This is a genomic window from Shimia sp. MMG029, from assembly GCF_027947445.1.
Taxonomy (GTDB): Bacteria; Pseudomonadota; Alphaproteobacteria; order Rhodobacterales; family Rhodobacteraceae; genus Shimia.
Window position 1 is genome coordinate 401,119 of sequence record NZ_JAQJIM010000002.1, and the last position, 26,775, is coordinate 427,893.

Sequence of the window (26,775 nt, forward strand, 5' to 3'; positions counted from 1 at the left end):
TCTAGTCGCCATCCAGCGCGTTAAACCCTGCGCTGACCCCCAAGGCCGGACCCAGTTCAAGCGTGGTGATGTCCCACGCGCGGTTGATGTACTGTTGTAGGATCTCCACCCGGAAACGGCCCTGCACCTCTTTCACACCGGCAAAGACAGGATCATCCTGCAAGTCCGTCGCCTGCTCCTGAATGAGCGCAAAGGCTGCGCTGTAGTCAGCGCGGATGGTGTCGCTCTCTGCGGATAGAATGTGCGCCAGCTCTGCAAGGGCTGCGGTGGACACGGTCACATTGCGCAGGCTGCGGCCTGAGCGGCGCGCCTCTGCGCGGGTGGGGCGCGGTTTGTCAAAGGAGCCAAGCGGGCGGCCAAGGCGCACCTCAGCGTCAAATTGCAGCCCGGAATCCAGCGCCTTGTAGATCACCTGCAGCGACTCGGCATCGGTTTCATAAGATCCGCTCTCTGACGGCTCTGTCAGAAGGGTGGCGAAGCCGTTCACCCAATCCGTATGGATCGCGCCTGAGGACAGAGCGATGTCCGCCGCGACTCGGCGCACCAGAGCGCAATGATAGTCAGGCGCACCCAGCGTGCTGATGCGGGGGTCATAAAGCAGCTGCTCGAGCGCAAAGAAGCCCCGCCCGGCGACAGAAACCGTTTGGAATTCGGCTGCGTCCGCGATCACCGGATCCTCATCTGCAATCAGGCGGCCCAGCGCTTTGGGGGTGAACCCTTTGGTGTCGGGCCAGAACGCCAGACCAAAGGCGCGCTCATCCACCTCAGTGGGGCCAAAACGCAGGTGACTGACGCCCATCCAGGCGTCAAACGCCGTGTGGAAGGCGGCGCGCAGCGGTTCTGAGGTGGAGCTGCACTCTGTCTCAGCGGCCGCACTCAGCGCCAGAGTGGTTGTTGCAAGCGCTTCAAACCCCGGCAGTATGTGCTGCGCCACCGCAGCCTCAACCAAGGCGCCCTGATCAACGCGCACAGCCTCTTGGGAAAAGGCAGGGGCCGTGAGGGCAAAGCTGGCCACAAAAGCAAAGGATTTCAGCATCAAAGACTCTCCAGAAAACGGATCAGGGCGTCGCGGTCAGCGGGGGGCATGGCAATGACGCGCTCTTTCATCGGCTGCGCCTCGCCGCCATGCCAGAGCACGGCCTCCAGCAGCGAGCGGGCGCGGCCATCGTGCAGGAAGTCGCTGTGACCAGAGACACGTTCGGTCAGCCCCACACCCCAGAGCGGGGGCGTGCGCCATTCGCGGCCTGTTGCGCGGGCTTCGGGGCGGTTGTCGGCCAGATCCTCGCCCATGTCATGCAGCAGCATATCCGTGTAGGGCCAGATCAGCTGAAAGCTCTGGGCAGGCTGATCGACAAGGCGGTGGGTGACATAGGCCGGGCGGTGACAACTGGCACAGCCGGTGTCGTGAAAGACCTCTTTGCCGCGCAGCACCTCGGGGGCGTCCACATCGCGGCGCATCGGCACGGCGAGATTGGCGCTGTAAAAGGTGGTGAGGTCGAGCCCAACGTCATCTACCTCAAAAACGCGCACGTCTTTGTCGCCATGGATGGCGTTGACGCAGGCCTGCTGCGCCTCGGTGCAATCGCCGTGACCTTTGGTGAACAGCGGGCTGGAGATGCCAATGTCTGTGGCAAAGGCGCCGGCGGTTTGCTGGCGCAAGGTTGGGGCGCCTGCCTTCAGGCCGAACCGGCCCAGCATCGGGCGCTGAAACTCACGCGACCAGACGATATTGGCGCGGCCCGAAATGCCATCGCCATCCACGTCGTCAGGGTCTGTGTTGGCGAGAATATCCGCAGCAGGAATGGCCTCCAGCAGACCAAGACCAATCATCTGAGGGGCCACGCGCGCGCTGAACATCGTGTCGGGGTGAAAATCCCCATAGCCCAGATCCTGTGCGGTGGCGGTGGGGCGGCGCAGGGTCGCAACCTCGCCACCAGACAGCGCCACCTCAAAGGTTTCATAGGTGACTTCAAGCCGCGCCTCTGCCGGTTGGCCGGGCAGGCTGAAATCCTGAATTTGGCGGCCATAATTGGGCTCTGGCCGGGTGCCGACAAACTCCGCTATCTCATAGATCTGCTCGGACTGTGTGCCTGGGATGGAAAGTTTCAGGGCAAAGGAGATTGCGTCATCTTCGGGCCCCTCGGGCGCATGGCCACGCCCCCCGCGCATATGGCAGCTTTGGCAAGCGCGCGCATTGTAGAGCGGACCAAGGCCATCAGAGGCCAGCGTGGAAGTGGGAGAAGACACCCAAAGCTTGTCAAACATCGCCTCGCCAAGGCGGAAATCCAGCCCGGCGTCGATGTCGAGATTTGCGGAGGGTTGATCAAACACCAGATTGTCGCGGCGCACAGGCACGGAAGCTGCGCCACCGGGGCGGCTTTCAAATTTCTGGGGTTTGGAGAAATCAGTGGGCGGCGCCGTGACTTTGGCAATGCGCGCGGCCTCTTTGGCGGTGCGCGGCACAATGTTCAGGTGTCGGTCATCCAGCTCTTGCGCGCCTGCTGCGCCCGCAAGGGTTCCGAATGCCGCGGCTAGAAGAAAGGGTTTGGCTGGCATCGTCGCTACAGAAAGAAAAGGGGGCGGGACCATCCCGCCCCCTGTTGTTGGGTGGTATTATTCGAATACTGCGTCCGGATTGTCGAGGCTGTCGGAGCCTTCGAATGCCAGCTGGTCCAGACCCAGCGCAGCCACAGCGGCTTCGATGGATTTGGTCTGCTCAACAAGGCCGTTCACGCCGCCCATCACCAGCGCTTCGCCGGCTTCGTTGCCGCGCTCCAGCATCTGGTCATAGGAGAAGCCGGATTCAGCGGCGGTTTTGATGCGGCCCAGACCCAGCATGGTGTCAGACAGTTTGCCTTTCAGCTCTGCATCAAGGCCCGCGTCGGCTTCGGCCACCAGATCAGACAGGGACGCGCCGGACACGAGGGAGCCATCCACACGCACATATTCGCCAAGGTAGACGTTCTGGATGCCCAGGCCGTCATAGTAGTGGCTGTTGTGGGTGTTGTCAGAGAAGCAGTCATGCTCTTCTTCTGGATCGTTCAGCAGCAGGCCAAGGCGCATACGCTCACCGGCTTGCTCGCCATAGGACAGGGAGCCCATGCCGGTCAGGATGGCCACGATGCCTGCGTCTTCGTCACCGGTCACAGCCGTGCGTGCTTCGCCGCCGTCAACCCATTGTGCCGCCATCCATTCCAGATCGCTCACCAGCAGGTCGGTGGCTGCTTTCAGGTAGGCTGCGCGACGGTCACAGTTGCCGCCGGTGCAGTCGTCACCGGATGCGAAATCGGTCCAGGAACGCGCGCCTGCGCCATGGGCGTGGCCGTTCAGGTCCTGACCCCAGAGCAGGAATTCGATGGCGTGGTAGCCGGTGGCCACGTTTGCCTCAACACCATCTGCTTCGTGCAGGGTGCTTTCCAGCAGCTCAGGTGTGATGTTGGTGGCATCCACAGAGGTGCCGGAGATGTCGAGCGTTGCGTTTGCCACAACGTTCAGCGCCGCCAGCGGGTTCTCATCGGTTGGACCACCGTAGGAGGCGTCCACATAGTCGATCAGACCTTCGTCCAGCGGCCATGCGTTCACTTTGCCTTCCCAGTCATCAACGATGGCGTTGCCAAAGCGGTAGACTTCGGTCTGCTGATAGGGCACGCGGGAGGCCAGCCATGCGTCTTTGGCGGCTTGCAGCGCCTCAGCAGAAGGCGCTTCCACCAGCGCGTTCACTGCGGCTTGCAGGGTTTTCGCGGTGGTCAGGCTGTCTTCGTATTTTGCCGCAGCAATATCGGCGTAGTTGGTCAGAACGTCCGCTTTGGTGGCAGCAAAGGCCGGAGCGGCGAAGGCCATAACGGCCGCGGTTGTGGTCAGAAATGCACGTGTCATAAACTCGATCCCAAGGTTGAACTCTCGCGCATTACTGAGAAAATTACTCAGAAAGGTCAATCCTTATTGTTTCACTAGGTATTCACTTTTTGGGCGAGAAGGCCAACAAACATACCTTGAAAATATAGATTAACGCTCCAGAAGCGTCTCATAGCGCGCGTCGGTCAGGGTCTTCAGGAAGGCCACAATTGCGTCAACACGTCGATCATCAAGGGCGGGACCGTGTGTGAGCTCTTTGACCGCGAGTGTTGCGGGCATTGCAGGTCGGCCAAACCGTTCGCCCGTCTCTGGGTTGATTTGTCGCGCCTCATCAAAGGTGTTGTAGCGATTGTAAAACAGAACCACCGTGCGCAGATCTTCGAACACGCCGTTGTGCATATAGGGGCCCGTCACCGCGACATTGCGCAGGCTGGGGGTTTTGAATTTGCCGCGTTGATCTGAATCGCCGCCAACCGCAGGGTTGTTCATCAAACCAAGATCCACAGTGCCCAGTTCCACCCCATTGGCCGCACGCAGCGTGGTGTTCTCTGGCACACCAATGTTGTGGAACTTGTAGTTGGTGAAGGTCTCGCGCGGATCGGTCGCACTGCGACGCAGCTGATGACAGAGGTTGCAATTGGTGAACTGCTGCGAAAAGAATAACACCCGCCCCAGATCCTCTTCGCGGGTCAATTCTGCTTCGCCGCGCAGGAAACGGTCATATTTACTGTCAAATGGGGCGAATAGCTCGGTTTGCTCAAAGGCGGCAAGCGCTTGCGTCATCGCCGCATACCCAGCTTCTGCCGTTGCCAGCGTATCAGGTGCAAACAGGGTCGCGAACGCTTGTTCATAGACTGCGTTTTCGGACAAACGCGCAACAACGGCAGCTGCGTCCTTCATCCCCATTTCCGCAGGATTGGTCGGCGGCCCGCCCGCCTGCGCGGCAAGCCCCGCCGCACGGCCATCCCAGAACTGGCCACCGACCCAGTTGCCATCTTCATTCTGGTGAAACGCTGGGGAAAACGCTGCATAAGTGGCGCTGGGGGCGTTGCGATCCCCGAGTGACACGCCATCATCCCCAATCGATGCCATCCCGCGTGGATCTGCGAAACCAAAGTCAGGACTGTGACACGTGGCGCAGGACTGCGTGCGGTTGGCCGATAAATTCACGTCAAAAAACAGAAGCGCGCCCAAGTCTTCCAGCGTTTGCGGCACATCGGATTGGGCAAGTGCCACACCGGACCCAAAAGCAAAGAAGACGAAAGAGGCCAACACGCATTTCATGACGCACTCCATTGGCTGAGTTGTTTTATCAGGTTCTCACGCCGCGTGCCGTCAGAGTCAATCTGTGCCCATTGTCGCAGGGGGGCCAAACCGCCAACAAAAAAGCCGCCCCAGAGGGCGGCCTTCGTAACCTGTGATGCACCAATTGCGATCAGCGGTCGCGGAACTGTGGTTCACGCTTTTCAACAAAGGCGGCCATGCCTTCGGTCTGATCTTCGGTGGCAAACAGCGAATGGAACGCCCGACGCTCAAACAGCAGGCCTTCGCGCAGGGTGGTTTCAAAGCTGCGGTTCACGGCCTCTTTGGCGGTCTGGCTGGCGATCAGCGATTTCTCTGCGATCTTCTGGGCCGCGCCCATCGCTTCTTCCATCAGCTTTTTGGGTGGCACAACCCGGCTCACAAGGCCAGAACGCTCTGCCTCTGCGGCATCCATGAAACGCCCGGTCAGGTTCATATCCATGGATTTGGCTTTGCCCACCGCACGGGTCAGACGCTGGCTGCCGCCGATCCCGGCAATCACACCCAGATTGATTTCCGGCTGGCCAAATTTCGCGTTCTCAGCCGCGATGATGAAATCACAGGCCATCGCCAGCTCACAGCCGCCGCCCAGCGCATAGCCGGACACTGCCGCGATCACCGGCTTGCGAATATCCTGAATGCGGTCGCCAAACTCAGCAAAGAGGTTGGACAGGTTCACATCCGCAAAGCTCATTTCCGACATTTCTTTGATGTCAGCGCCTGCGGCGAAGGCTTTCTCAGAGCCGGTCAGGACGATGCAGCGGACTTTGTCGTTTTTGTCCGCGCTTTGCAGCGCTTCCAGCAATTCCCCCACCAGCTGTTGGCTGAGCGCATTGAGCGCGTCAGGGCGGTTGAGCTTGATAAGGGCGACGTGCTCTTCGATTTCGACGATGATCGTCTCAAAAGCCATGAGTGATGCTTTCATTGTTCCGGTCAGGAGTGATTCCTTACCATTTGAGGCAATTCGATCAAGTTATCTTTGGCATTGCGCGCAATAGAAAGATGAGCGGCCAGACTGGGTGATTCGGCTTATTTTGCTTGTGCAGGCAGGGGTTTTGCAGGGTTCACCCTCCCGTCCATAGACATCAAAGCTGTGTTGAAAATACCCCAGTTCCCCATCCGCCTGACGAAAGTCACGCAGCGAACTGCCCCCGGCCTCAATCGCCTCTGCGAGGACCTGCCGGATGATCGGCACAAGAGACTGTGTGCGCTCTTTGGAAATGGCGCCTGCCTTGCGTTTTGGCGCTATCCCTGCGCGATAGAGCGCCTCGCAGACATAGATGTTGCCAAGGCCCGCCACGATGCGCTGATCGAGCAGGGCGGATTTGATCGGCGTGTTACGCCCTGAGAGCTGCTCGACAAGGTAGGATTCGTGAAAGTCATTGCCCAAAGGCTCCGGCCCCAGCTTGGCCAGAAGCGGGTGGGTTTCGGCGGTTTCAAGCGGCAGCAGATCCATCGCGCCAAAGCGGCGGGGATCGTTGAAAGTGACGCGCGCGCCATTGTCCATGTCAAAGACCACGTGGTCGTGTTTCTCGGCCTGTGGGTGGTCATGGGCAAACTGGCCCAGAGGGTCGCCCGACACCGTCATGCGCCCGGACATGCCCAGATGGATCAGCAGCGACTCGTCTGTATCAAGATCCGCCAGAATGTATTTGGAGCGGCGGCGCAGCCGCAGGACTTTCGCTCCGGTCAGCCGCTCAGACATACGCTCCGGAAATGGCCAGCGCAGATCGGGGCGGTTCACCGCCGCATTGGCAATCACCGCACCTTCCATGGCCGGTTGCAGGCCGCGACGGACGGTTTCAACTTCGGGGAGTTCGGGCATTTGGCTTTCCTGTTGCGCGTGTTTTAGAGGATCGCCCAATAAATCTGGAACGCCTGAAATCAGTCACATAGACCAGTCCCCGGCCCTGGGTGGGGGTGAAGCCCCCTCTCTGGGGGAGGGTCGGGGGCTGGTCGGCTTCGCCTCCGGCGAGATGATGAAGTTCGAGCGGTTTAGATTAAAGGACGACGCTTTAGCGGTTGTAGCTGAGGCTGTGGCATAACGATAGGGCGGTGTCTGCCTGGGTGGGTGCAGCCAAGCTTGTGATGCAAGCGGGACAAACGTGCCCCGCCAAAGCAACACCAATTCGACGCATTGTACCCGTTCCACACGCTCTATATGTAGAGAGCAACCAAGAGGATTGCGCGTGATGGCGAACAACGACAACACCACCCATTTCGGCTTTGAAACCGTGCCGGAAAGCGAGAAAGCTGGCCGTGTGCAGGGCGTTTTTGGCTCGGTGGCCTCCAAATACGATGTGATGAATGATGTGATGTCGATGGGCATCCACCGCATCTGGAAAGACGCGATGATGGATTGGCTTGCGCCGCGCCCCGGCCAGCGCCTGCTGGATGTGGCGGGTGGCACCGGCGACATCTCTTTCAAATTCCTCAAACGGGCGGGCCACGGCCATGCCACTGTCTGTGACCTGACCGAGCCAATGCTGGTGGAAGGGCGCAAGCGGGCTGAGGCCGATCATATGGCGGACAGCCTTGATTGGGTGGTGGGCGACGCGATGGCGCTGCCTTTTGCCGACAACAGCTTTGATGTTTACACGATCAGTTTTGGCATCCGGAATGTGACCCGCCCGCAAGAGGCGCTGAATGAGGCGTTTCGTGTGCTGAAGCCCGGTGGCCGCCTGATGGTGCTGGAATTTTCCCAGATCCCAAATGACATGATGCAGAAGGTCTATGACCTCTATTCCTTCAACATCATTCCGCGCATGGGGCAGGTGATCGCCAATGACCGCGACAGTTACCAGTATCTGGTGGAGAGCATTCGCAAATTCCCGGATCAGGACACCTTCCTTGATATGGTCAAGACCGCTGGGTTTGAGAACGCGAAATACCGCAACCTGACCATGGGCATCGCGGCGCTGCATTCGGGCTGGAAACTGTGAGAGGCCCCCACAATATCATTCGCCTGATCCGCACCGGTGCCACGCTGGAGCGCACCGGCGCCATGGGCGTGGTACTGGATGCGTTTGAAGCGCCGCGTCATGTGCGCATGGTGCTGCGCGGGCTGGCCTGGCCATTTCAGTGGCTGGCGATCAAAGGCGACCCTGAGGCCCCGCCCCTGCCGCGCGCGCTGACTGCGCTTGGCCCGGCCTACATCAAATTTGGTCAGGTGCTCTCCACCCGCCCCGATGTGGTGGGCGGCGATCTGGCCACCCAGTTGCGCGTGTTGCAGGACAAGCTGCCGCCGTTTTCTGTGGCAGAGGCCAAGGCCGCCGTGCAGCAGGAGCTGGGCGTGAATGCGGATGAGATCTTCTCAGAGTTTTCCGAACCGGTCGCAGCAGCCTCAATCGCGCAGGTGCATCGCGCACGTTTGGCTGCGACAGGTGAAGAGGTGGCTGTGAAGGTGCTGCGCCCCGGCATTGAGCGGGCCTTCCGCAAGGATGTGGATGCGTTTTACTTTGCCGCCAATGTGATTGCCTCGCTCTCACCAGCCTCGCGTCGTCTGCGCCCGATGGAGGTGATTGAGCATTTTGACGGCGTGGTCACAGGCGAGCTGGATCTGCGGCTGGAATCCGCGTCGGCCAGCGAGTTTGGGGCCAACACCCAAGACGATGAAATGTTTCAGGTACCCACCATCAACTGGGCCTATTCTGCAAAACGCGTGATGACGCTGGGCTGGGCGGAAGGCACCCCAATTGGGGACAATGACGCATTAGATGCCGCAGGCCATGACCGCGCCAAACTGGGCGCGCGGGTGCTGGAGCTGTTCCTGAACCACGCGCTGCGCGACGGGTATTTCCACGCGGATATGCATCAGGGCAACATGAAGGTCGCCGCCAATGGCGATATCATCGCCTATGACTTTGGCATCATGGGCCACATCGATGAATACACCCGCCGGGTTTACGCGGAGATCCTGTTTGGCTTCATCCAGCGCGATTACAAACGCGTGGCCGAGGTGCATTTTGAAGCCGGCTATGTGCCTGCGGATCAGGATGTGGATGAATTTGCCCGCGCCCTGCGCGCGGTGGGCGAGCCGATCTTTGGCATGGATGCCGATCATATCTCCATGGGTCGGCTGCTCAACTACCTGTTTGAAGTGACCGAGCGCTTTGGCATGGAAACCCGCACCGAGCTGATCCTGCTGCAACGCACCATGGTTGTGGTTGAGGGCGTGGCCCGTTCGCTGGATCCGCATCTCAACATCTGGGATGTCGCCAAACCCGTGGTCAGCGCCTACATTCAGAAAAGCATCGGCCCGCGCGCCCTGCTACGCGATCTGGCCAAAACCGCGCGTGTGATGACCCGCTTTGGGCCACGATTGCCTGCGATGGTTGAAGCGGCCCTGATTGCACAATCCGATCAAAAAGAGCCCGCATCCCCAAAGGTCTGGCCTTGGGTGGTGTCTGGTGCCGTGGCCGGGGCTTTTGCCGCCGCAATGCTGATTGGTCTGGGCTACGAGCTCTGGCACTGAAATCCGGCCTGAGAGATCTGGCCTGACCTTCACCAACAAATCAAAACAAAAGAAGCGCCCCAGGGGCGCTTCTTCTTTGTGGGCAAGAGCCCCTATACAAGTGCGATTTACAGCAGGCCGGCGTGGGCCATGGCTGCGTCGATCTGCGCTTTGGTTTCATCGGTCAGGCAGGTGAGCGGCAGGCGCACCTCCTCGTTACACAGACCCAGACGCGACAGCGCGTATTTTGCGCCCACAAGACCCGGCTCGACAAAGATCGCCTCATGCAGTGGCATCAGCTTGTCTTGATATTCGAGCGCCTTAGCATAGTCGCCCGCCAGCGTCGCCGCCTGGAACTCAGCACAGAGTTTTGGGGCAACGTTTGCCGTCACAGAAATGCAGCCCACGCCGCCATGGGCGTTAAAGCCGAGGGCCGTGGCATCTTCGCCGGACAGCTGAACAAAGTCAGCTCCGCAGGTGGCGCGTTGCTGGCTTACGCGGGCCAGATCGCCGGTCGCGTCTTTCACACCCACAATGCGCGGCAGCTTGGCCAGCTCCCCCATGGTTTCCGGGGTCATGTCGACCACCGAACGGCCCGGGATGTTGTAGATGACAATCGGCAGCGTGCAGCAATCGTGGATCGCGGTGAAATGCGCAATCAGGCCACGCTGGGTTGGCTTGTTGTAGTAAGGCGTCACCACGAGGATGGCGTCTGCGCCGACTTTTTCCGCGTGCTGCGCCAGATGGATGGCTTCCAACGTGTTGTTGGAGCCCGCGCCTGCAATCACCGGCACACGGCCTGCAGCGGCGCGCACCACCTCTTCTACCACAGCTTCATGCTCAGCATGGCTCAGGGTGGGGCTTTCGCCGGTGGTGCCAACGGGCACAAAGCCATTGGTGCCTTCGCCGATGTGCCACTCCACCAGTTTCTTGAGCGTTTCCAAATCCAGCTCGCCGTTCGTGAACGGCGTGACGAGTGCGGGGTAAGACCCTTTGAACATGGCACGCTCCTTTGTTTTGCGCAGCTGGGCGGAATTGCCCGTGGTATGAAATCGCGCGGACCCTAGCGGGAAGTTGCCCGCTTGCCAAGATTGTGAGTTGAGGCTGGGGAAGGCGCGTCGTATCGTGCGGGTTCTATCCTGTTTGGCATGGGAAAATGCAAGCCATGTTGCGTCTTTTTCTGACAGTTGTTGTGGCCTTGCTTATGGCCCTGCCCGCCACCGCCCAGCATCGTGAAGAGCTGCGCGCCGCGATGAGCTCTATCCGCGCAAAAGATTGGGAGGGGGCCGCACGGGCGGTGCGCAACACCGATCAGGTGGCGCGCGACATCGTCGAATGGCACCGTCTGCGCGCAGGCGAAGGCAGCCCGGATCAGGTGCTGGCCTTTCTGGATCGGCGCGGCGACTGGCCCGGCCTGCCCTATCTGCGCAAACAATCTGAAGCCGCTTTTGAAGGGGTGAGCCGTGAAATTGCGATGTCCTTCTTTGTGCATGGCAACGCGCAGACGGCCGAAGGCGCGTTGGCACAAGCGCACATGTTGGAACAGGCCGGAGAGGCAGGCGCCGCGCAAGCGGGCATAGTGGTGGCCTGGCGCACCATGGCGATGAACGCACAAACCAAGGCCGACTATCTCAAACGATATGGCGATTTGCTTGCGCCCCATCACACCGCCCGGCTGGACAGCATGTTGTGGAAAAACTGGCAGAGCAACTCGGAAGCGATGTACCCCCATGTTTCGGATGGCTGGGTTGCGCTCGCCAAGGCGCGGCTGGGGCTGCGCGCTATGGCCAAAGGGGTCGATGGGCTGATCAATGCCGTGCCTGAAAGCTTGCAGAATGATCCTGGCCTGGCCCATGAACGCTTTGTCTGGCGTCACCGCAAGGACCGCGACGAGAGTGCCATCGAGCTGATTCTGGCACGCAGTGAGGCGGGCACTTTGGGAGAACCCGAAGAATGGGCGCCACGGCGGCGCTCTCTGATCCGCAGCCAGATGCGGGCAGGCAACTATCGCACCGCCTATGCGCTGGCTGCGACCCATCGCCTGACACCCGAGGCGGGCTATGCCTATGCCGATTGTGAATGGCTCGCGGGCTATCTGGCCCTGCGCTATCTTGACCGCCCTGAGGAGGCCGCCGCGCATTTCTTGCGGTTTGCGCAGGCTGTGGAAACCCCGATTTCGCTGGGGCGCGCGGGCTATTGGATGGGCCGCGCTTATGAAGCGTTGGGAGACATGGCCACGGCCCAGCAGGCTTATGTGGCGGGTGGCGCCCATCAGACCAGTTTTTACGGACTACTGGCCGCCGAAAAAGCCGGAATTGCTTATGATCAAGCGCTGAAAGGCACCGAACGTTTCCCCGATTGGCGAGAGGCCGCCTGGACCACCTCCAGCGTGCATCAGGCGGCGCGGATGTTGCTGGCGGCGGGAGAGCTGGATCTGGCAGAACGGTTCTGGGTGCATCTGAGCGAAACACAGGATCGCAGAGCGCTGGGGCAGATGGGCCAGATGGCGCTGGATCTGGGCCAGCCGCATGTGGCGGTGATGCTGGGAAAACAGATGGTGCGGATGGGCGTGACCCTGCCCGGCCCCTATTATCCGCTGCATCCGCTCTCTGAGCAAAGCCTGCCGGTCGCCGAGGAGCTGTCGCTGGCGATTGCGCGGCGGGAAAGCGAATTTGACCCGGTGGTGGTGAGCCACGCGGGCGCACGCGGGTTGATGCAGCTGATGCCGGGCACGGCGCAGCTGATGTCGAAGTCAACGGGCGAAGCCTATGTGCTGGGCAATCTGACAGCGGATCCAGCCTATAACGCACGTCTGGGAAGCGCCTATCTGGCGCGGCTGTCAGAGCAGTTTGATGGCAATATCATCATGATTGCCGCGGGCTATAATGCGGGGCCCAACCGCCCGGTGCGTTGGATGGAAAACAACGGCGATCCGCGTGACGGCTCAACCGAGGCGATGATCGACTGGATCGAGATGATTCCGTTCAACGAGACCCGAAACTATGTGATGCGGGTGGCCGAAAGCCTGCCGGTTTATCGCGCGCGGCTGGGCAAGGACCCACATCCGGTGCCATTTGGGCGCGAGATCGTGGGCGCCACCATCCAGCGGTTGAACTGATCGCTAGCTGGCCCGTCGTTCGCGCCACCATGTGAACAGGCCAGCGGCCAGCACAATCGCAGCCCCTATCGCCACATTGAGGCGCAGCGTTTCACCAAAGGCGGCCATGCCCAGCGCAGCCGCAAAAGGCAGTTGCAAATAGGCAAAGGGCTGCACCGCGCTGGCTTCGGCCACGTCATAGGTGCGGATCAACAGCCAGTGGCCAAAGACGCCGCTGCAACACAGAATCGCCATCCAGATCCAATCCGGGCCAGAAATCGGTTCCCAGTAAAACACCCCGATGGCCGTCATCACCACACAGCCGACCACACCGGTGTAAAAGAAACTGGTCTGCGCGCTGTCTTTGCGCGCCACATAACGGGTCATCAGGCCATAAACGGCAAACATCAGCGCCCCCAGCAAGGGCACCGCTGCTGCCGGGCTGAACACGCCTGAGCCGGGTTTCAGAATGATCATCACGCCCACGGCGCCAAGGCCAATTGCTAACCAGCGCCGCCAGCCGACACGCTCCCCCAGCACCGGGCCGGAGAGCGCGGCAACCATCAGCGGATAACAGATGAAAATGGCATGGGTTTCTGTCAAACCAAGAAGCGTGAAGGCCAGCACCGTCACACAGATTTCCAACGCCAGCAGCGCGCCGCGCCCGACCTGCAGCCATGGGAAGGCTGTGCGTGCGACTTTGCGCAAACCGCCCGCGTGCCGCGCCGAAATCGCAATCACAAAGGCTGCAAAAAACCAGTAGCGGATCATCACTACCAGATAGGTGTTATATTCGCCGGCCAAATGCCGGGACAGGCCGTCCTGCAGCGCAAACACCAAGGTGGTGAGTGACATCAGCAAAATGCCAAGCCGGTTGTTGGCAGCGCTCATGTGGCGGGTTTCACACATTGGGTCATGTGGCGCTTGCGGCCAAAGCCCGGAATGCGCGTGACTGCGAATCCCGCCGCCTCCAGATTGCGGCGCACAAAGCCTGCGGCTGTGTAAGTCGCCGCTGTGCCGCCCGCCTTGGTGTGTGCGCCCACCTGCGCCAGCAGGGCCTCATCCCAGAGCTCGGGGTTTTTGGCCGGTGAAAAGCCATCCAGAAACCAAGCGTCTGCTTCAAAATCCATGGCCGCGAGTGTTGCGCGCGCATCGCCAACAACCACCTGCACCTCAATGCCCGCGAGCGTCGCCAGCGTTTGGTCTTCGCGATAGGCTGCCACGAGGCGGTCGGCATAGTCCCCCAGCTCAGGGAAAGCGGCCAGCGCGCGCGCCATTTCATCCGCGCTCATCGGGAAGGCTTCAAAAGAGGTGAAGCGCAGCGGGCCTTGCCCACCCGCCTGATCCCAGGCCATCCAAGTGGTCAAGAGGTTCAGCCCGGTGCCAAAGCCCAGTTCGGCGATGTGAAACCTCGGCGCAAAGCGCGCGGGCAGGTCATTGCCTGCCAGAAACACATGGCGCGTCTCGGCCAGCCCGTTGTCGAGGCTGAAGTAAGGGTCATCAAAACGTGTGGACACGGGAATGGCATCCTGCCGCCATTCAAGATCCGCCTGCTGGTCGCTCATCATGCTTTGCCTTATGGAGGTGTGCGCGGCATTTGACCACAAACGCGCGCTTTGGCAATGGGCATCAACACAGACAAGGATGGAACCATGGTGGATGTAACGGTGATGGGCGCGGGCGCTTTTGGGCTGTCGGTGGCCTGGGCCTGTGCAAAACGCGGCGCCAAGGTACGGGTGATTGACCCAAATGGCGTGGGCGCAGGCGCAAGCGGTGGTCTGGTGGGCGCGCTGGCGCCGCACACGCCGGAGAACTGGAATGTCAAAAAGGCCTTTCAGTTTGACAGCCTAATCATGGCCGAAGGCTGGTGGGCGGAGGTCGAGACCGCAGGGGACGTGAGCGCAGGCTATGGCCGCACCGGACGCATTCAGCCAATCCGCGACGAACACGCGCTCACACTTGCCAAGGCCCGCGCAGAAAGCGCCAAAGAGCTTTGGCAGGGCAAAGCCATATGGGAGATTGTGCCACAGGAGCGCCTAGGCGACTGGGCCCCGGTCAGCCCCACCGGCTGGCTCATCCACGACACATTGACAGGCCGCATGTTCCCACGCCGCGCCTGCGCCGCGCTGGCCGCCGCGCTGACTGCAAAAGGCGCAGAGATCACCACAGAAGGCACGCCGGAGGGTCAAGTGGTCTGGGCCACCGGCTATGAGGGGCTGCTCGCGCTGTCAGGCGAGATGGGCAAAGCGGTTGGCAATGGCGTCAAAGGTCAGGCGGCGCTGTTGCGGCTGGATCAGTCACAAGCGCCCCAGCTTTTTGCCGATGCGGTGCATATTGTGCCCCATGCGGATGGCACGGTGGCCATTGGCTCCACCAGCGAGCGCGACTTTGAGGATCCAACCAGCACCGATACGCAGCTTGATGACGTGCTGGCACGCGCCTATGCGGCGGTGCCTGTGCTGAAAGAGGCCGAGGTGATCGAACGCTGGGCCGGGGTGCGCCCGCGCGCCAAAAGCCGTGCGCCGATGCTTGGCGCACACCCCACCCGCGCCGGAGAATTCATCGCCAATGGCGGCTTTAAAATCGGCTTTGGCATGGGGCCAAAAGCTGGGGAAGTGATGGCGGATCTGGTGCTTGAGGGCAAAGACGCCGTGCCTGACGCCTTCCGCCCTGAAGCCTCGCTTTAGCCTCTCGTCCTTGCAATCCGATCACATGGGCGGCGAAGCCGACCAGCCCCAATCCCTTTCCACGGCCCCTCCTCACGGGAGGGGGGCTATAAAACCGTTTTCACGCGTTGCACGGTTGTGGGACGATGCTGACTCGCCTTACTGACCGCGCCCGACGTCGTCTTTGAGCGCCTCCATTAAGGCGGTCAGGGACGCGGTGTAGTGCTCGCTGGTCAATTGACCGTCTGCATCAAATTCATTGCTGCTGTTGGCCAGACCAAATTCCGGGGCCAATGTGATGCGGGGGCGAAAGGCCACCAGACAGCTGCGCAACATGGTTTGGGCACGCACACCGCCTGCACGGCCAGCGGCTGCACTCATCAGGGCCGTGGGTTTGCCGACCATCGGTTTCTCGGAATGGCGACTGATCCAATCCAGCGCATTCTTGAGAACCCCCGTGATGCCTGCATTGTATTCCGGTGTGGCGATCAGCAGCGCATCGGCCTCTGCGATCTGGGCCACAAGCGTATTCACGCCGTCGGGCAGGCCACTTTCGCTCTCCAGATCCCCGTCATAAAGCGGCAGGTTGAGATCCGCCTCAACATAGTCCGTGGCACCATACAGGCGTGCCGCTTCGCGCAGCAGAAGCCGGTTGGTCGAGCCCGTGCGCAGCGCGCCAGACAGGCCAAGCAGTTTATGGGGCATGATCATCCTCCTTGTTCACACTGACTCAAGGTAGGCAAAAAGGCGCCGTTTACAAACGACGCCTTTCAAACATTTTCTGTGCGTATGCGCAGAGCCGCGTTTACGCGCTGGTCGGCAGGATCACGATTTCCACACGACGGTTCTGGCGACGGCCCGCCTCATCGAGGTTGGAGGCAATCGGCTGATCCTCACCGCGGCCAATCGCATCGATACGGCCAAAGGCGACGCCATTGTTCAAGAGCACATCCGCGACCGCATTGGCACGGCGTTCCGACAAGGTCTGGTTATAGCTGGCCGCGCCAGTGTTGTCGGTGTGCCCCAGAATTTGCACGGTGGAATTTGGATAGGCTTCAAGGCTCTTGGCCACTTTGGCCAGATCATCCTGAAGGCTCGCGCTTACCTCGACGCTGTCCACAGCGAACAGAATGTCCTGCGGCATGGTCAGAATCAGGCGGTCACCGGTGTTTTCGATGCGTACGTCACTGTCCAACTGCGCGCGCAGCTCTGCTTCCTGCTTGTCGAGTTCATTGCCGATCAGCGCGCCAACACCGGCGCCCACAGCCGCCCCGATTGCAGCGTTGTTGTCGGTCGCAGCCGCAAGGCCCGCGCCCAGAATGCCGCCAATGATCGCGCCGCTTTTGGTTTGTCGGTTGGGATCAGTGCCCGCACCAGTCACATAGTTCGGATCGGTACAGGCGGCCAAAGCCACCAAAGACAGCGCACAGCAGGACAGGGTGAATTTTTGCATATCAAAGCCTCAATATTAAACTTAGCCGCCGGTTTTCCGGCTGTTGGCCTCTGTATAAGCTATCGCGCAGGCTCGCCCAAGCGTTTTGCCGCCCGATGTCGGCAAATAGACGCCGAAATCCCCGCTTTGTGATGGGTCTTGACCCCGGTGCTCAGGCTTCTGCGCGCGCGCTTTCATAGGCCAGCAGGGCGCGTTTCACCGGCACGCCCCAGTGATAGCCGCCAAGGCCACCGGATTTGCGCATTGCGCGATGGCAGGGAATGAGCCAGCTCACCGGATTGCGCCCCACCGCCGTGCCCACCGCACGCACCGCTTTGGGATTGCCGATCACACGGGCGATTTCGGAATAGGTGGTGACCTCGCCCGAAGGGATACGCATCAGCGCCTCCCAGACTTTGATCTGCAGCGCCGAGCCGATCATATAGACTGGTACTTTATCAAGCTCGGCACGCTCCGCCTGATAGGCGGCCAGCACCCAGGGGCGCAGAAACATTGGGTCTTCGACAAAATTGGCCTTGGGCCAACGCGAGAAAAGATCTTCGATGGTTTCCGCCTCTCCCATCTCCGCTGCAAAACCGATGCCGCAGATGCCTTTTTCGGTGCCTGTCACCAGCGAAAGGCCAAACGGGCTGTCAAACCAGCCCCAGTAGATTGTCAGCCCCGCGCCGCGTTTGGCATATTCACCCGGACTCATCGCCTCCCAGCGCAGGAAGAGATCATGCAGGCGGCCGGAGCCTGACAAGCCCACCGAATTGGCGGTGTCAAGCGTGGTGAAATGCTCATGCAGCAAGGCTTTGGCGTGGCCCAATGTCAGATATTGCTGAAACCGCTTGGGGGAGACCCCGGCCCAGCGCGTGAACAGCCGCTGAAAATGTGCCGGGCTCATCCCCATTTCCTGCGAGAGCTGCTCCAGAGGCATGGTTTCGCCAGCCTGATCGATCAGCTCAATGGCACGGCGCATGACATTGTAGTGGTAGCCTTCGCTCATGTCGTTCATGGCGGATCTCCTCTTCTGTGGACACCCTAGGCGCTGCAAAAAACGCAAGCGACCCGAAAATTGCGCATTTTCAGCCTGCCTCTTGAATTTCCGAAAAAATGAGACATCTTTGTCTCATGACACATGGAACACACTCCAAAATCATCGAGGCGGGCTTTGCCGTCTTTTCCGCAACCCCCACAGCCACGTTGCAGGATGTGGCAGATGCGGCCGGGATCGGCCGCGCCACACTGCACCGACATTTCAAAGGGCGCGACGAGCTGATGGCGGCGCTCGCCATTGCCGCCATGAAGGAACTTGACGCTGCGATTGAGGCCAAAACACAGGATGCAGACAGCCATATAGAGGCGCTGCGGCTCAGCCTTGAGGCCATGATCCCGCTGGCAGACCGGCAGATGTTTCTGGCCAACGAGCCACTGGATCATGTGCCCAAAGTCCTCGCCGGTTACACCCAGCAGCTTGAGGAGCTGGCAGAGGCGGTGGAGGCCGCCAAGGCAGAAGGCGGCTTTGACGCTTCGGTGCCCACCGCCTGGATTGTGCAGGCTTATGAAACGCTCACCTATGCCGCCTGGACGGTGGTGCGCGACGGCGACGCCACAGCCCAAGAGGCCGCCGCGCTGGCGTGGCGTACCCTCACATCCGGCCTTACCACCGACACGAAAGGAGGCAAATGATGCTGCCTGAACGCTTTATGGAGCTCGCCCAACAAGTGGATGAGGTGTTTTTCATCATCGGCATCGCGATTCTGGTGATCGAGATCGCGGAGGCCTGGTTCAAAGGGTCGCTCAAAGGCAAAACCTGGCTTGAAATGCTGGCCAGTGCGTCCACGCAGGTGCCTTACATTCTGGTGGAAGCCAGCATGATGACGGCGCTTTACGTGGGGCTTTATGTGTTCAGCGACACAGTGGTGAGCTGGCATCTGCCCACGACTTGGCCGTGGATTGTGGTCGCCATTCTGCTTGCGGACCTTACCTATTATTGGGAGCATCGCATCGCCCATCGCGTGCGCCTGTTGTGGACCCAACACGCCGTGCACCACTCCAGTCGGGACTATAATATCGTCACCGCCATACGTTTTGGCCCGCTGGAAAGCCTGTGGTCGTTCATCGCCCATATTCCCATGGTGCTGGTTGGTTTCAGCCCGGATGTGGTGTTGGGCTCCGTGGTTCTGGTGCTGGCGTACCAGACTTGGCTGCATACGGAACTGATCGGCAAACTTGGCCCGCTGGAATGGATCCTGAACACGCCGTCCCACCACCGGGTTCACCACGGCTGTGACGACAAATACATCGACAAGAACTATGCCGGAATCCTGATCATCTGGGATCGCCTGTTTGGCAGCTTTCAGGTGGAAGAAGAACGCCCGCGCTATGGGCTGACCACCGACTTTGACAGCCAGAACCCGGTGAAAGTGTGGTTCTCAGAGCTGCCCGCCTTGTGGCGTGACATCACCCGCGCCAAGTCTGGACGCGAGCTGTTTGGCCGCCTGTTTGGTCCTCCGGGCTGGAAGCCGTAGCGCGGGCTTTCAGCGGTGCCATGGGGGCGTGCGGGTTGCGAAACCCCACGCCCCTCCCATATGAAAGCGCGGGACAGCCTTCGCATGCAACTTTGAGACAACCTATATGAGCCTTCGCGACACCATTGGCGCCTTCATTGAGCGCCCAGCCTTTCGCAACGCCATTCTCGGCGTGATCCTCTTCAATGCCGTCATTCTGGGGCTGGAAACCTCCAAGCCGCTGATGGATGCCATCGGGTCGTTGTTGATCACTCTGGATGGGGTGTGTCTGGCAATCTTTGTCGCAGAGATCGCGGCCAAGCTCTATGTGCAGCGCGGGCGCTTTTTCTCAGATGGCTGGAACCTCTTTGACTTTGTGATTGTCGCTGTCGCACTGGTGCCAGCGGCACAAGGGCTTGCCGTCTTGCGCGCACTGCGCATCCTGCGCTTGCTGCGCGTTGTCTCCGTCGCCCCGTCGCTGCGGCGTGTGATCGAAGGGCTGATCAACGCGTTGCCTGGTATGGGATCGGTGTTTCTGCTGATGGCGCTGATCTTCTATATCGGCGCAGTGATGGCCACAAAACTGTTTGGCGCCGCCTTCCCTGACTGGTTCGGCACGTTGGGCAAATCCGGCTACTCCCTGTTTCAGATCATGACGCTGGAAAGCTGGTCCATGGGCATCGTGCGCCCGGTGATGGAAGTGTACCCCTACGCCTGGATGTTCTTTGTGCCGTTTATCCTGCTGACGACATTTGTGGTGCTCAACCTCGTGGTCGGCTTGGTGGTAAACTCTATGCAGGACGCCCACCACGTTGAAGCGGAAGCGGAAACAGGCAGCTATCGCGACGAAGTTCTGAGTCGTTTGGCCGAAATTGAAAAGGCTTTGAAAGACAAACCAATCAAGTAACCATTTGGTTACACTGTAACTTCATCCATTCGGTAAAATTTGAGCCATTTTCTGAGGTATTACTACTTTGGGATAGGGGAGATTTTGCCCTGAAACGACGCGACCAGAGAAACATCCAGTTTGTAGGCGCCTCTTGCCAGTGCGTCAGGTGCGCACTTGGCGCGTGCGAGGCCCTTATTTTTAAAAGCGACGCGCATTGTGCGGATTCCTTATGTGTATTTCAGATGGATGTTTTATACTTCAAAATCCACAAGATACTGAAGTATATGTATTTTTCTCACAGTATTTAAAATTGAGAAACAGCCCTGAGCAGATCTCCTGTTTGCGACATGCCGTCATACATCATTAACCCGTTGAACGATCTTTTCTCTGACGGACAGCACGCGGAGACGGACAATGGAAACAGCGATCACAGAAAATCTCGAAAGGTTTGCCCTCACCGGGGCGGATCTGGACGCCCTTAAATACGCAGCGAAGATCGTCATCCCAAGCCTTGATGATGTGTTGGACGACTTTTACGCATTCGCGACCGATCGCGCAGAAATGGCGCGTTTTTTTCCTACAGAAGACATTCTGAACCACGCACGAAGGCGCCAGAAAGAGCATTGGGAAATGCTGTTAAGCGGTGACTTTGCAGAGGCATATCTCAAATCAGCGGAAATCATTGGCCAGGTGCACTACCGCATCCAGCTGCCATTTGAGCTGTACCTGTCTGGCTATGCGCGTGCCTCAAGCCAATTGCAGGATCTTCTGTTGAAAAAGACCAAGACCCGCTGGCCCCGTCGGGATCGTGGCCGGCGCTCGGCCGCGCTTGGCGCGCTGACCCGTGCCTTCTCACTCGATACCAACCTCGTGATCGATTCCTATTTTACCGCCCAGCGCGAAGAGCGTGAACGTGCGATGAACCACCTGAACGCCGCCATGGGGCGCATGGCCAACAAAGACCTGTCGCAGACCATCCCAAGCCCTGAAGACAGCGACTATCCAGAGCGGTTTGACGGCATTCGCACCGACTTCAACCATCTGATGCTCGCCATGCGTGATATTATCAAGACCATCAAAGACGCGACCGTCGATCTTGATCTGACAGCCAGCGAAGTCAATGACTCCACCGAAAGCCTCGCACGTCGCACAGAATCTCAGGCCGCAACACTGGAACAAACCGCACTGTCAGTGGATGAAATCAGCAGCAGCGTTCAGGCCTCCTCTTCTGCGACAGCAGACACTGATCGCGTGGTCTCCGCCACCCGAACGAATGCCGCCAATGGCCACAGCGTGGTGTTTGAAAGCGTCAAATGCATGAAAGACATCGCGGAAGCCTCTGCCAAGATCTCCGACATCTCTGGCTTGATTGACGAAATCGCCTTTCAGACCAACCTGCTTGCGCTCAACGCAGGTGTCGAAGCTGCGCGCGCCGGCGATGCTGGCCGCGGCTTTGCTGTGGTGGCCTCTGAAGTGCGCAGCCTCGCGCATCGTGCTGCCGACTCCGCGCAACAGATCAGCGAGCTCATACAGGGCACAAATGACCTTGTGGAACACGGTGTTGATCTTGTCGATCGCGCAGGCTCGGCGCTTGGTACGATTGTGTCAGATGTGGAACATGCGGCCAGCCTGAGCTCTGAAATTGCCACATCGTCCAAAGAGCAATCTGCCGGGCTCAAGGAAATTGCCCAAGGCATCTCGCAGCTGGACAACGTGACACAGGAAAACGCCGCAATGGTGGAACAGACCGCAGCCGCGATGAGCTCCATGCGCCGCGATACCGAAGCCATGTCACAACTGGTGAATGGATTCATTCTCAGCGAAGCGCGCCCGGTCGTCACTCAGGGCCCCGACGCCCCGCAGGACGAAACCGAAGCAGAGGAAACCTGGGAGGATGTGGCCTAAGCAAATGGCCCATCCGTTTCAGAAGGCGCCTGATGGTGCCTTTCTTGGTTTGGAAACGCTGCAAAGGGGCGGAAATCCGTCAGATCTTCATATTGCGCGCGGAATCTTTGATTGCGTCGTATTGCCCGGAGGGTCGGAACCGCCACAGGTATTCTGCCAGCACCGCTTCTGGGGCAAGCGGCGTGATACCAAGCGCCTCAAACCCCTTTGTCCCTTCTGAGACAACATTATCACTGCGCAGCAAGATCAGCTGATCCCCGGTGATCACCGAATTGTGCCAAAGCCCAAAGGTCACGGCCTGCAACAGACCAAAGCCGCCCGCCATCAGCCGCCCGACACCAAAGGGCAAATTGATCACCGCGCGCTTACGGTGGATCACCTCAAGCATCTCATCAATCCAGCCGCGCAGGGTTTTCACTTCAGGCCCGCCCAATTCATAGAGACCGCTTGCCGCGCCTTTGATGCCCATCACCGCCGCTTGGGCCACGTCATCCACAAACACCGGCTGAAACTTGGTGTTGCCCCCCATGATCGGCAACATAGGCCCCATGCGCGCCATGGCGGCGAAGCGGTTGAAGAATTCATCGTCCTGCCCAAAGATCACCGAAGGGCGCAGGATCATCGCCTCCGGCATATGCTTCAAGACGCCTGCTTCGCCCAGCGCTTTAGATTGCGCATAGTGGCTGGCGCTGCCTGCATCCGCCCCAATCGCGGACACATGCACCATGCGCCCCACGCCCTCAGCGGCCGCAATTCGGGCGATACGTTCTGCGCCTTCGTGCTGAACGCTGCCAAAGGTGTTCTTGCCCCGATTGGCCAGGATGCCAACACAGTTCACCACCGCGTCCGATCCCTGCATCGCGGATTTGACAGAGGCATCGTCGCGAATGTTGCAGAACACGGGCTCTACCTGCCCAACCGCACCGTAAGGCTTTACAAACATCGCCTCATTGGGGCGGCGCACCGCCACGCGCACCCGCCAGCCCTCTTTGGCCATCCGTTGCGCAATGTGACGCCCCACAAAACCAGAGCCGCCAAAGATGGTAACAAGTTGAGACATGGGATCTCCTCCGCTCTGCGTGGTGCAATCTATGCTGTTACTACGAAATACTGGCTCGATTGGCTCACAACAGCAAGTCACAACCCCTGCTCCGCGACAAGAATACCCAAGCAAACGACGCGGCATTTCCAGCCCGCCGCAGACAATTTCGAGGCGGGAGAGAAATTTTTCAAAAAACTTCCAAAAACGCGTTGACACCCCCCCCGCACAGGTCTAAATGCCTGCCTCACCAACCCGTGCCCAGATGGCGGAATTGGTAGACGCGCTAGCTTCAGGTGCTAGTGTCCGTATGGACGTGGAGGTTCGAGTCCTCTTCTGGGCACCAATTTTTCTACGAAGAATTGGTCACAAAAAAACGCCGCGCAACAGCGCGGCTTTTTTGCTTTTGTGGCTCTGTTTTTTTCGCGGTGTGATGGACCGGCGCGACACGCCCTCAGGCGTGCGTTTGAAACAGCTCCAACACAAATGGGATCGCCTTAAACTCGCGGGATTTGTTGCCTGCGCGCCTTTGGATCGGTTTGGTGACCCAATCCACCCAGCGCAACCGCCGACAGGTCTGTTGTGCCAGCGGCCAAATCCCTTCAGGTGCAGAGCTGCGGTATACGGCCATCGCTTCATCCAGACTTCCCCGCATGTGCGCGGAATTTGCGGCCACGTTGAACGCAAAGATCACCAAATCCCGCGCCTGCCCCTTGAGCGTGTTGTTCTTGGCCTGGTAGCGCTCAAAATCAAGCAGCAGCACCTGATCATCCACCAGGCACATGTCTTTCGGGCTGGGACGTCCATGCGCAAACCCAAGGGCATGAAACGCCCCAAGGGACTGACTGGCATTCAATAGAAGGTCACGCCCCTCCCCGGTGTCGCCTGTATCCCCAAGCCGGCGCCGCAAATCTTTGCCGCAATCAGGCAGCACCAGAAAGTCAGGACCATCCGCCACCACCTGCGGCACAGGCGCCTGTACAGCGTTCATGTCGTGATAAGCTTGGCGTTCACGTCTGAAAGACGTCTCTGGATTGCCCTTTTGCAAACGGTAGCGCAGGTCCAGCTTCTCTGGGCGCTTGATCCAAAACACCTGCCCCCCCTGCTCTATGCGCTCCACACGCGGCCCTGCTTCACGCGCACGGGTTTCCACGAGCATTTTAAGCTCATCATCAACGGTAAGAGGGCTTCGAAAATCCATGACCTGCTATCTAGGATGTCATCAAACCGTCGTAAAGATGCGTTCCCAAACGCCGCCAAGCCATAGTGGCGGCCTGCACCGCATCGCAAATCACGGCATTGGCCCCAAATACGCACCCTGCAAAACATTGAAACACCGCCCTGAAACCCGTAAGTGCAAGGCATCCGATTACGCGAGGCACTCATGGCAAATTTTCTGTATCAAAACGACCTGCCCGACGGGCTTGATCTGGGCCCTATCGTGGCCATCGACTGTGAAACCATGGGGCTGAACCCACATCGTGACCGGCTGTGCGTGATCCAAATGTCTGGTGGGGATGGCAACGCCCATCTGGTGCAGGTCGCCAAGGGCCAGACCAGCGCCCCCAACCTGCAAAAGATGCTCGAAGACCCCAATGTTCTGAAGCTGTTTCACTTTGGCCGCTTTGACATCGCCGCGATGTACAACGCCTTTGGCGCGCTGACCGCGCCGGTCTATTGCACCAAAATCGCCTCCAAGCTGGTGCGCACCTATACAGATCGCCATGGCCTCAAGAACCTGCTGCAGGAACTGCTGGGGGTCGACATTTCCAAACAGCAACAGATGAGCGACTGGGGGGCCGAAACCCTGTCCGAGGCACAGCTCGACTATGCGGCATCTGACGTGCTGTATCTGCATGCCCTGCGTGAAAAGCTGAACGAACGCCTGGCACGGGAAGGCCGCACAGAGATGGCACAGGCTTGCTTTGACTTCTTGCCCACACGTGCAAAGCTCGATCTGGCTGGCTGGCCCGAGCAAGACATTTTCGCACACTGAAGGGTCCCACTGATGACGGATGGCGACAAACAGACTTTTCTGGAAACCGCGCGCCGCGTGGTGTCCATCGAGACCGACGCGCTGCGCCTGCTGGGCGAAAGCTTTGGCAGTGAAATCGGCGACGCGGTTGAGTTGCTGCTGTCGGTCAAAGGGCGCGTGATCATTTCGGGGATGGGCAAATCCGGCCATATCGCGCGCAAGATTGCCGCCACTTTTGCCTCCACCGGCACACCGGCGCATTTTGTGCACCCAGCAGAGGCCAGCCATGGCGATCTGGGGATGATGGCACAGGGCGATGTGGCGCTGGTGCTGTCCAACTCCGGCGAAACACCTGAGCTGGCCGACCTTGTGGCCTATACCCGGCGCTTCAACATTCCGCTGATTGGCGTGGCCAGCCGAGCCGACTCTACGTTGATCAAGCAAAGTGACATCGGCCTCATCCTGCCCAAAGCGCAGGAAGCCTGCGGCACCGGTGTTGTCCCGACCACCTCGACCACCATGACGCTTGCGCTGGGTGATGCGCTGGCTGTGGCGCTGATGGAGCACCGCCGCTTCACGCCGGAAAACTTCCGCGAGTTCCACCCCGGCGGCAAGCTGGGGGCGCAGCTGTCACGCGTACGGGATCTGATGCATTCCGGTGACGCCCTGCCGGTGATCGCTGAGAATACTGCCATGAGCGATGCGCTTCTGGAGATCAGCCAGAAAGGCTTTGGCGTGGTTGGGGTGGCCAATGACGCGGGTAAACTTCAGGGCATCATCACCGATGGGGACCTGCGCCGCCATATGGACGGCCTGCTGGAGCGCACCGCGACAGAGGTCATGACCGCAGCGCCGCAAACCATCGCGCCCAGTGCACTGGCAGAAGAGGCGGTGGGGATCATGAACCAGCGCAAAATCACCTGTCTGTTTGTGGTCGATCCTGAAGGCGACGGTGCACCCGCGGGCCTATTGCACATTCACGACTGTCTGCGCGCGGGGCTTGGTTAAACCACGTGCGCATTCGCCTGACATATTCCAATCTGGTGACCTGGCTGAAGGTCCTGCTGCCGCTCGCGGCGCTTGGATTGCTGTCGACGCTGTTTCTAGTATCCCAGAAAGTCGATCTGGAAAGCGCCATTCCCTTTGCGGAGGTGGAACTGGAAAAACGGCTGCGCGATCGTCAGATCACCGCGCCTTATTTCTCTGGCAAGACCGATCATGGCCACGACATCACCGTGACGGCAGAAACTGCGCATCCTGATGCCGAGGACAGCTCGCGCCTCATCGCTCAGAACGTCGGCGCCCTGCTGACCATGGAGGGCGGCACCGAGATCACGGTGACCGCCAAAGAAGGCGACATGGATGGCCGCTTTCAAGAGCTGTTATTGGATGGCGAAGTCGAGATATTGACCTCCACGGGCTACACAATTGAAACTCAGGCCATGACATTCGGACTGGAAGAAGCCCGCGCTGAAACCGCCAGCACCGTGACCGCAGAAAGCGCGCTCGGGCAGTTGGAAGCGGGCCGAATGGCGCTGCGCCCATCGGGCGAAAACAATGAAATATATTTGTTTTTCACAAAAGGTGTGCGACTGGTATACACGCCGCAAACGACAACGAGGTGACCTGTGTTTCTTTACCGCACGCTC

The 26,775-nt window shown here is 59.6% G+C and carries 25 protein-coding genes and 1 tRNA gene; 12 read left to right on the top strand and 14 right to left on the bottom strand.

What is annotated here, in order from left to right:
• Window position 1: 1 nt before the first annotated feature.
• The 6 genes from PJL69_RS08680 to mutM all read right to left on the bottom strand — a co-directional run bounded on the left by PJL69_RS08680 (window position 2) and on the right by mutM (window position 6,982).
• Window positions 2-1,036, bottom strand: coding sequence for an imelysin family protein (locus tag PJL69_RS08680; protein WP_271309292.1), 1,035 nt, complete (start codon window positions 1,034-1,036; stop codon window positions 2-4).
• A complete protein-coding gene (locus tag PJL69_RS08685; protein WP_441347470.1) occupies window positions 1,036-2,556 on the bottom strand; it encodes a di-heme oxidoreductase family protein in 1,521 nt (506 codons plus the stop codon). The genes PJL69_RS08680 and PJL69_RS08685 overlap by 1 nt, the downstream gene beginning before the upstream one ends.
• A 57-nt stretch (window positions 2,557-2,613) precedes the next feature.
• Complete coding sequence (locus tag PJL69_RS08690; RefSeq protein ID WP_271309294.1) at window positions 2,614-3,876, bottom strand: imelysin family protein; 1,263 nt, start codon at window positions 3,874-3,876, stop codon at window positions 2,614-2,616.
• 129 nt (window positions 3,877-4,005) lie between these two features.
• A complete protein-coding gene (locus PJL69_RS08695) occupies window positions 4,006-5,139 on the bottom strand; it encodes a cytochrome-c peroxidase (RefSeq protein WP_271309295.1) in 1,134 nt (377 codons plus the stop codon).
• Window positions 5,140-5,290: 151 nt separating this feature from the next.
• A complete protein-coding gene (locus PJL69_RS08700; RefSeq protein WP_209097344.1) occupies window positions 5,291-6,067 on the bottom strand; it encodes an enoyl-CoA hydratase in 777 nt (258 codons plus the stop codon).
• A 63-nt stretch (window positions 6,068-6,130) separates the two neighbouring features.
• A complete protein-coding gene (gene mutM / locus PJL69_RS08705) occupies window positions 6,131-6,982 on the bottom strand; it encodes a bifunctional DNA-formamidopyrimidine glycosylase/DNA-(apurinic or apyrimidinic site) lyase (protein ID WP_271309296.1) in 852 nt (283 codons plus the stop codon).
• Window positions 6,983-7,349: 367 nt separating this feature from the next.
• Between mutM and ubiE the strand changes: the two genes are divergently transcribed.
• Together ubiE and ubiB are read left to right on the top strand one after the other, a co-directional pair.
• Window positions 7,350-8,099: a bifunctional demethylmenaquinone methyltransferase/2-methoxy-6-polyprenyl-1,4-benzoquinol methylase UbiE gene (gene ubiE, locus PJL69_RS08710; RefSeq protein WP_271309297.1), complete on the top strand. Its 750-nt coding sequence runs from the start codon at window positions 7,350-7,352 to the stop codon at window positions 8,097-8,099.
• Window positions 8,096-9,631, top strand: a complete 1,536-nt coding sequence (gene ubiB / locus PJL69_RS08715; RefSeq protein WP_271309298.1) for a 2-polyprenylphenol 6-hydroxylase — start codon at window positions 8,096-8,098, stop codon at window positions 9,629-9,631. The genes ubiE and ubiB overlap by 4 nt, the downstream gene beginning before the upstream one ends.
• A 107-nt stretch (window positions 9,632-9,738) precedes the next feature.
• Here the strand turns inward: ubiB and dapA are convergent, their stop codons facing one another.
• Window positions 9,739-10,611 carry a 4-hydroxy-tetrahydrodipicolinate synthase gene (gene dapA, locus PJL69_RS08720; RefSeq protein ID WP_271309299.1) on the bottom strand — a complete coding sequence of 291 codons (873 nt, stop codon included), beginning with the start codon at window positions 10,609-10,611 and terminating at the stop codon, window positions 9,739-9,741.
• 164 nt (window positions 10,612-10,775) lie between these two features.
• Between dapA and PJL69_RS08725 the strand changes: the two genes are divergently transcribed.
• Window positions 10,776-12,728, top strand: coding sequence for a lytic transglycosylase domain-containing protein (locus PJL69_RS08725; protein ID WP_271309300.1), 1,953 nt, complete (start codon window positions 10,776-10,778; stop codon window positions 12,726-12,728).
• A gap of 3 nt (window positions 12,729-12,731) precedes the next feature.
• Here the strand turns inward: PJL69_RS08725 and PJL69_RS08730 are convergent, their stop codons facing one another.
• Together PJL69_RS08730 and mnmD are read right to left on the bottom strand one after the other, a co-directional pair.
• Window positions 12,732-13,598, bottom strand: coding sequence for a DMT family transporter (locus PJL69_RS08730; RefSeq protein WP_271309301.1), 867 nt, complete (start codon window positions 13,596-13,598; stop codon window positions 12,732-12,734).
• Window positions 13,595-14,272 (bottom strand): tRNA (5-methylaminomethyl-2-thiouridine)(34)-methyltransferase MnmD, encoded by a 678-nt coding sequence (gene mnmD, locus PJL69_RS08735; protein ID WP_271309302.1) that lies wholly within the window; start codon window positions 14,270-14,272, stop codon window positions 13,595-13,597. Before mnmD ends, PJL69_RS08730 begins: the two co-directional genes overlap by 4 nt.
• Before the next feature lie 87 nt (window positions 14,273-14,359).
• On the opposite strand from mnmD, the gene PJL69_RS08740 reads away from it, so the two are divergent.
• Window positions 14,360-15,394, top strand: a complete 1,035-nt coding sequence (locus PJL69_RS08740) for an NAD(P)/FAD-dependent oxidoreductase (RefSeq protein WP_271309303.1) — start codon at window positions 14,360-14,362, stop codon at window positions 15,392-15,394.
• Window positions 15,395-15,532: 138 nt separating this feature from the next.
• On the opposite strand, the gene PJL69_RS08745 is transcribed toward PJL69_RS08740, so the two are convergent.
• From PJL69_RS08745 to PJL69_RS08755, 3 genes are all read right to left on the bottom strand, one after another.
• Window positions 15,533-16,078, bottom strand: coding sequence for an NADPH-dependent FMN reductase (locus PJL69_RS08745; RefSeq protein ID WP_271309304.1), 546 nt, complete (start codon window positions 16,076-16,078; stop codon window positions 15,533-15,535).
• A gap of 100 nt (window positions 16,079-16,178) precedes the next feature.
• Window positions 16,179-16,826 (bottom strand): OmpA family protein, encoded by a 648-nt coding sequence (locus PJL69_RS08750; RefSeq protein ID WP_271309305.1) that lies wholly within the window; start codon window positions 16,824-16,826, stop codon window positions 16,179-16,181.
• Window positions 16,827-16,977: 151 nt separating this feature from the next.
• The gene (locus tag PJL69_RS08755) at window positions 16,978-17,823 is read right to left on the bottom strand and encodes a methylated-DNA--[protein]-cysteine S-methyltransferase (protein WP_247743354.1); all 846 of its coding nucleotides are present in this window, start codon (window positions 17,821-17,823) and stop codon (window positions 16,978-16,980) included.
• 116 nt (window positions 17,824-17,939) lie between these two features.
• Between PJL69_RS08755 and PJL69_RS08760 the strand changes: the two genes are divergently transcribed.
• The 4 genes from PJL69_RS08760 to PJL69_RS08775 all read left to right on the top strand — a co-directional run bounded on the left by PJL69_RS08760 (window position 17,940) and on the right by PJL69_RS08775 (window position 22,112).
• A complete protein-coding gene (locus tag PJL69_RS08760) occupies window positions 17,940-18,497 on the top strand; it encodes a TetR/AcrR family transcriptional regulator (RefSeq protein WP_271309306.1) in 558 nt (185 codons plus the stop codon).
• Window positions 18,497-19,339: a sterol desaturase family protein gene (locus PJL69_RS08765; RefSeq protein ID WP_271309307.1), complete on the top strand. Its 843-nt coding sequence runs from the start codon at window positions 18,497-18,499 to the stop codon at window positions 19,337-19,339. Before PJL69_RS08760 ends, PJL69_RS08765 begins: the two co-directional genes overlap by 1 nt.
• Before the next feature lie 106 nt (window positions 19,340-19,445).
• Window positions 19,446-20,225 (top strand): ion transporter, encoded by a 780-nt coding sequence (locus PJL69_RS08770; RefSeq protein ID WP_271309308.1) that lies wholly within the window; start codon window positions 19,446-19,448, stop codon window positions 20,223-20,225.
• A gap of 396 nt (window positions 20,226-20,621) precedes the next feature.
• Window positions 20,622-22,112 carry a methyl-accepting chemotaxis protein gene (locus PJL69_RS08775; RefSeq protein ID WP_271309309.1) on the top strand — a complete coding sequence of 497 codons (1,491 nt, stop codon included), beginning with the start codon at window positions 20,622-20,624 and terminating at the stop codon, window positions 22,110-22,112.
• Window positions 22,113-22,191: 79 nt separating this feature from the next.
• On the opposite strand, the gene PJL69_RS08780 is transcribed toward PJL69_RS08775, so the two are convergent.
• Window positions 22,192-23,172: a complex I NDUFA9 subunit family protein gene (locus PJL69_RS08780; RefSeq protein ID WP_271309310.1), complete on the bottom strand. Its 981-nt coding sequence runs from the start codon at window positions 23,170-23,172 to the stop codon at window positions 22,192-22,194.
• Window positions 23,173-23,410: 238 nt separating this feature from the next.
• Between PJL69_RS08780 and PJL69_RS08785 the strand changes: the two genes are divergently transcribed.
• Window positions 23,411-23,497, top strand: a tRNA-Leu gene (locus tag PJL69_RS08785).
• Between the two features lie 108 nt (window positions 23,498-23,605).
• On the opposite strand, the gene PJL69_RS08790 is transcribed toward PJL69_RS08785, so the two are convergent.
• Complete coding sequence (locus tag PJL69_RS08790; RefSeq protein ID WP_271309311.1) at window positions 23,606-24,352, bottom strand: hypothetical protein; 747 nt, start codon at window positions 24,350-24,352, stop codon at window positions 23,606-23,608.
• A gap of 183 nt (window positions 24,353-24,535) precedes the next feature.
• On the opposite strand from PJL69_RS08790, the gene PJL69_RS08795 reads away from it, so the two are divergent.
• From PJL69_RS08795 to lptC, 3 genes are read left to right on the top strand one after another with little or no spacing between them, the layout of a single operon-like run.
• The gene (locus PJL69_RS08795) at window positions 24,536-25,147 is read left to right on the top strand and encodes a ribonuclease D (RefSeq protein ID WP_271309312.1); all 612 of its coding nucleotides are present in this window, start codon (window positions 24,536-24,538) and stop codon (window positions 25,145-25,147) included.
• Window positions 25,148-25,159: 12 nt separating this feature from the next.
• Window positions 25,160-26,134 (top strand): KpsF/GutQ family sugar-phosphate isomerase, encoded by a 975-nt coding sequence (locus PJL69_RS08800; RefSeq protein WP_271309313.1) that lies wholly within the window; start codon window positions 25,160-25,162, stop codon window positions 26,132-26,134.
• A 5-nt stretch (window positions 26,135-26,139) separates the two neighbouring features.
• Window positions 26,140-26,751 carry an LPS export ABC transporter periplasmic protein LptC gene (gene lptC, locus PJL69_RS08805; protein WP_271309314.1) on the top strand — a complete coding sequence of 204 codons (612 nt, stop codon included), beginning with the start codon at window positions 26,140-26,142 and terminating at the stop codon, window positions 26,749-26,751.
• The last annotated feature ends 24 nt before the right edge of the window (window positions 26,752-26,775 follow it).

Bases quoted from the DNA above. Each gene is read 5' to 3' on its own strand.
- PJL69_RS08680 (WP_271309292.1), bottom strand. From the start codon at position 1,036: ATGCTGAAATCCTTTGCTTTTGTGGCCAGCTTTGCCCTCACGGCCCCT.
- PJL69_RS08685 (WP_441347470.1), bottom strand. From the start codon at position 2,556: ATGCCAGCCAAACCCTTTCTTCTAGCCGCGGCATTCGGAACCCTTGCG.
- PJL69_RS08690 (WP_271309294.1), bottom strand. From the start codon at position 3,876: ATGACACGTGCATTTCTGACCACAACCGCGGCCGTTATGGCCTTCGCC.
- PJL69_RS08695 (WP_271309295.1), bottom strand. From the start codon at position 5,139: ATGAAATGCGTGTTGGCCTCTTTCGTCTTCTTTGCTTTTGGGTCCGGT.
- PJL69_RS08700 (WP_209097344.1), bottom strand. From the start codon at position 6,067: ATGGCTTTTGAGACGATCATCGTCGAAATCGAAGAGCACGTCGCCCTT.
- mutM (WP_271309296.1), bottom strand. From the start codon at position 6,982: ATGCCCGAACTCCCCGAAGTTGAAACCGTCCGTCGCGGCCTGCAACCG.
- ubiE (WP_271309297.1), top strand. From the start codon at position 7,350: ATGGCGAACAACGACAACACCACCCATTTCGGCTTTGAAACCGTGCCG.
- dapA (WP_271309299.1), bottom strand. From the start codon at position 10,611: ATGTTCAAAGGGTCTTACCCCGCACTCGTCACGCCGTTCACGAACGGC.
- PJL69_RS08725 (WP_271309300.1), top strand. From the start codon at position 10,776: ATGTTGCGTCTTTTTCTGACAGTTGTTGTGGCCTTGCTTATGGCCCTG.
- PJL69_RS08730 (WP_271309301.1), bottom strand. From the start codon at position 13,598: ATGAGCGCTGCCAACAACCGGCTTGGCATTTTGCTGATGTCACTCACC.
- mnmD (WP_271309302.1), bottom strand. From the start codon at position 14,272: ATGAGCGACCAGCAGGCGGATCTTGAATGGCGGCAGGATGCCATTCCC.
- PJL69_RS08740 (WP_271309303.1), top strand. From the start codon at position 14,360: ATGGTGGATGTAACGGTGATGGGCGCGGGCGCTTTTGGGCTGTCGGTG.
- PJL69_RS08745 (WP_271309304.1), bottom strand. From the start codon at position 16,078: ATGCCCCATAAACTGCTTGGCCTGTCTGGCGCGCTGCGCACGGGCTCG.
- PJL69_RS08750 (WP_271309305.1), bottom strand. From the start codon at position 16,826: ATGCAAAAATTCACCCTGTCCTGCTGTGCGCTGTCTTTGGTGGCTTTG.
- PJL69_RS08755 (WP_247743354.1), bottom strand. From the start codon at position 17,823: ATGAACGACATGAGCGAAGGCTACCACTACAATGTCATGCGCCGTGCC.
- PJL69_RS08760 (WP_271309306.1), top strand. From the start codon at position 17,940: ATGACACATGGAACACACTCCAAAATCATCGAGGCGGGCTTTGCCGTC.
- PJL69_RS08765 (WP_271309307.1), top strand. From the start codon at position 18,497: ATGCTGCCTGAACGCTTTATGGAGCTCGCCCAACAAGTGGATGAGGTG.
- PJL69_RS08770 (WP_271309308.1), top strand. From the start codon at position 19,446: ATGAGCCTTCGCGACACCATTGGCGCCTTCATTGAGCGCCCAGCCTTT.
- PJL69_RS08775 (WP_271309309.1), top strand. From the start codon at position 20,622: ATGGAAACAGCGATCACAGAAAATCTCGAAAGGTTTGCCCTCACCGGG.
- PJL69_RS08780 (WP_271309310.1), bottom strand. From the start codon at position 23,172: ATGTCTCAACTTGTTACCATCTTTGGCGGCTCTGGTTTTGTGGGGCGT.
- PJL69_RS08790 (WP_271309311.1), bottom strand. From the start codon at position 24,352: ATGGATTTTCGAAGCCCTCTTACCGTTGATGATGAGCTTAAAATGCTC.
- PJL69_RS08795 (WP_271309312.1), top strand. From the start codon at position 24,536: ATGGCAAATTTTCTGTATCAAAACGACCTGCCCGACGGGCTTGATCTG.
- PJL69_RS08800 (WP_271309313.1), top strand. From the start codon at position 25,160: ATGACGGATGGCGACAAACAGACTTTTCTGGAAACCGCGCGCCGCGTG.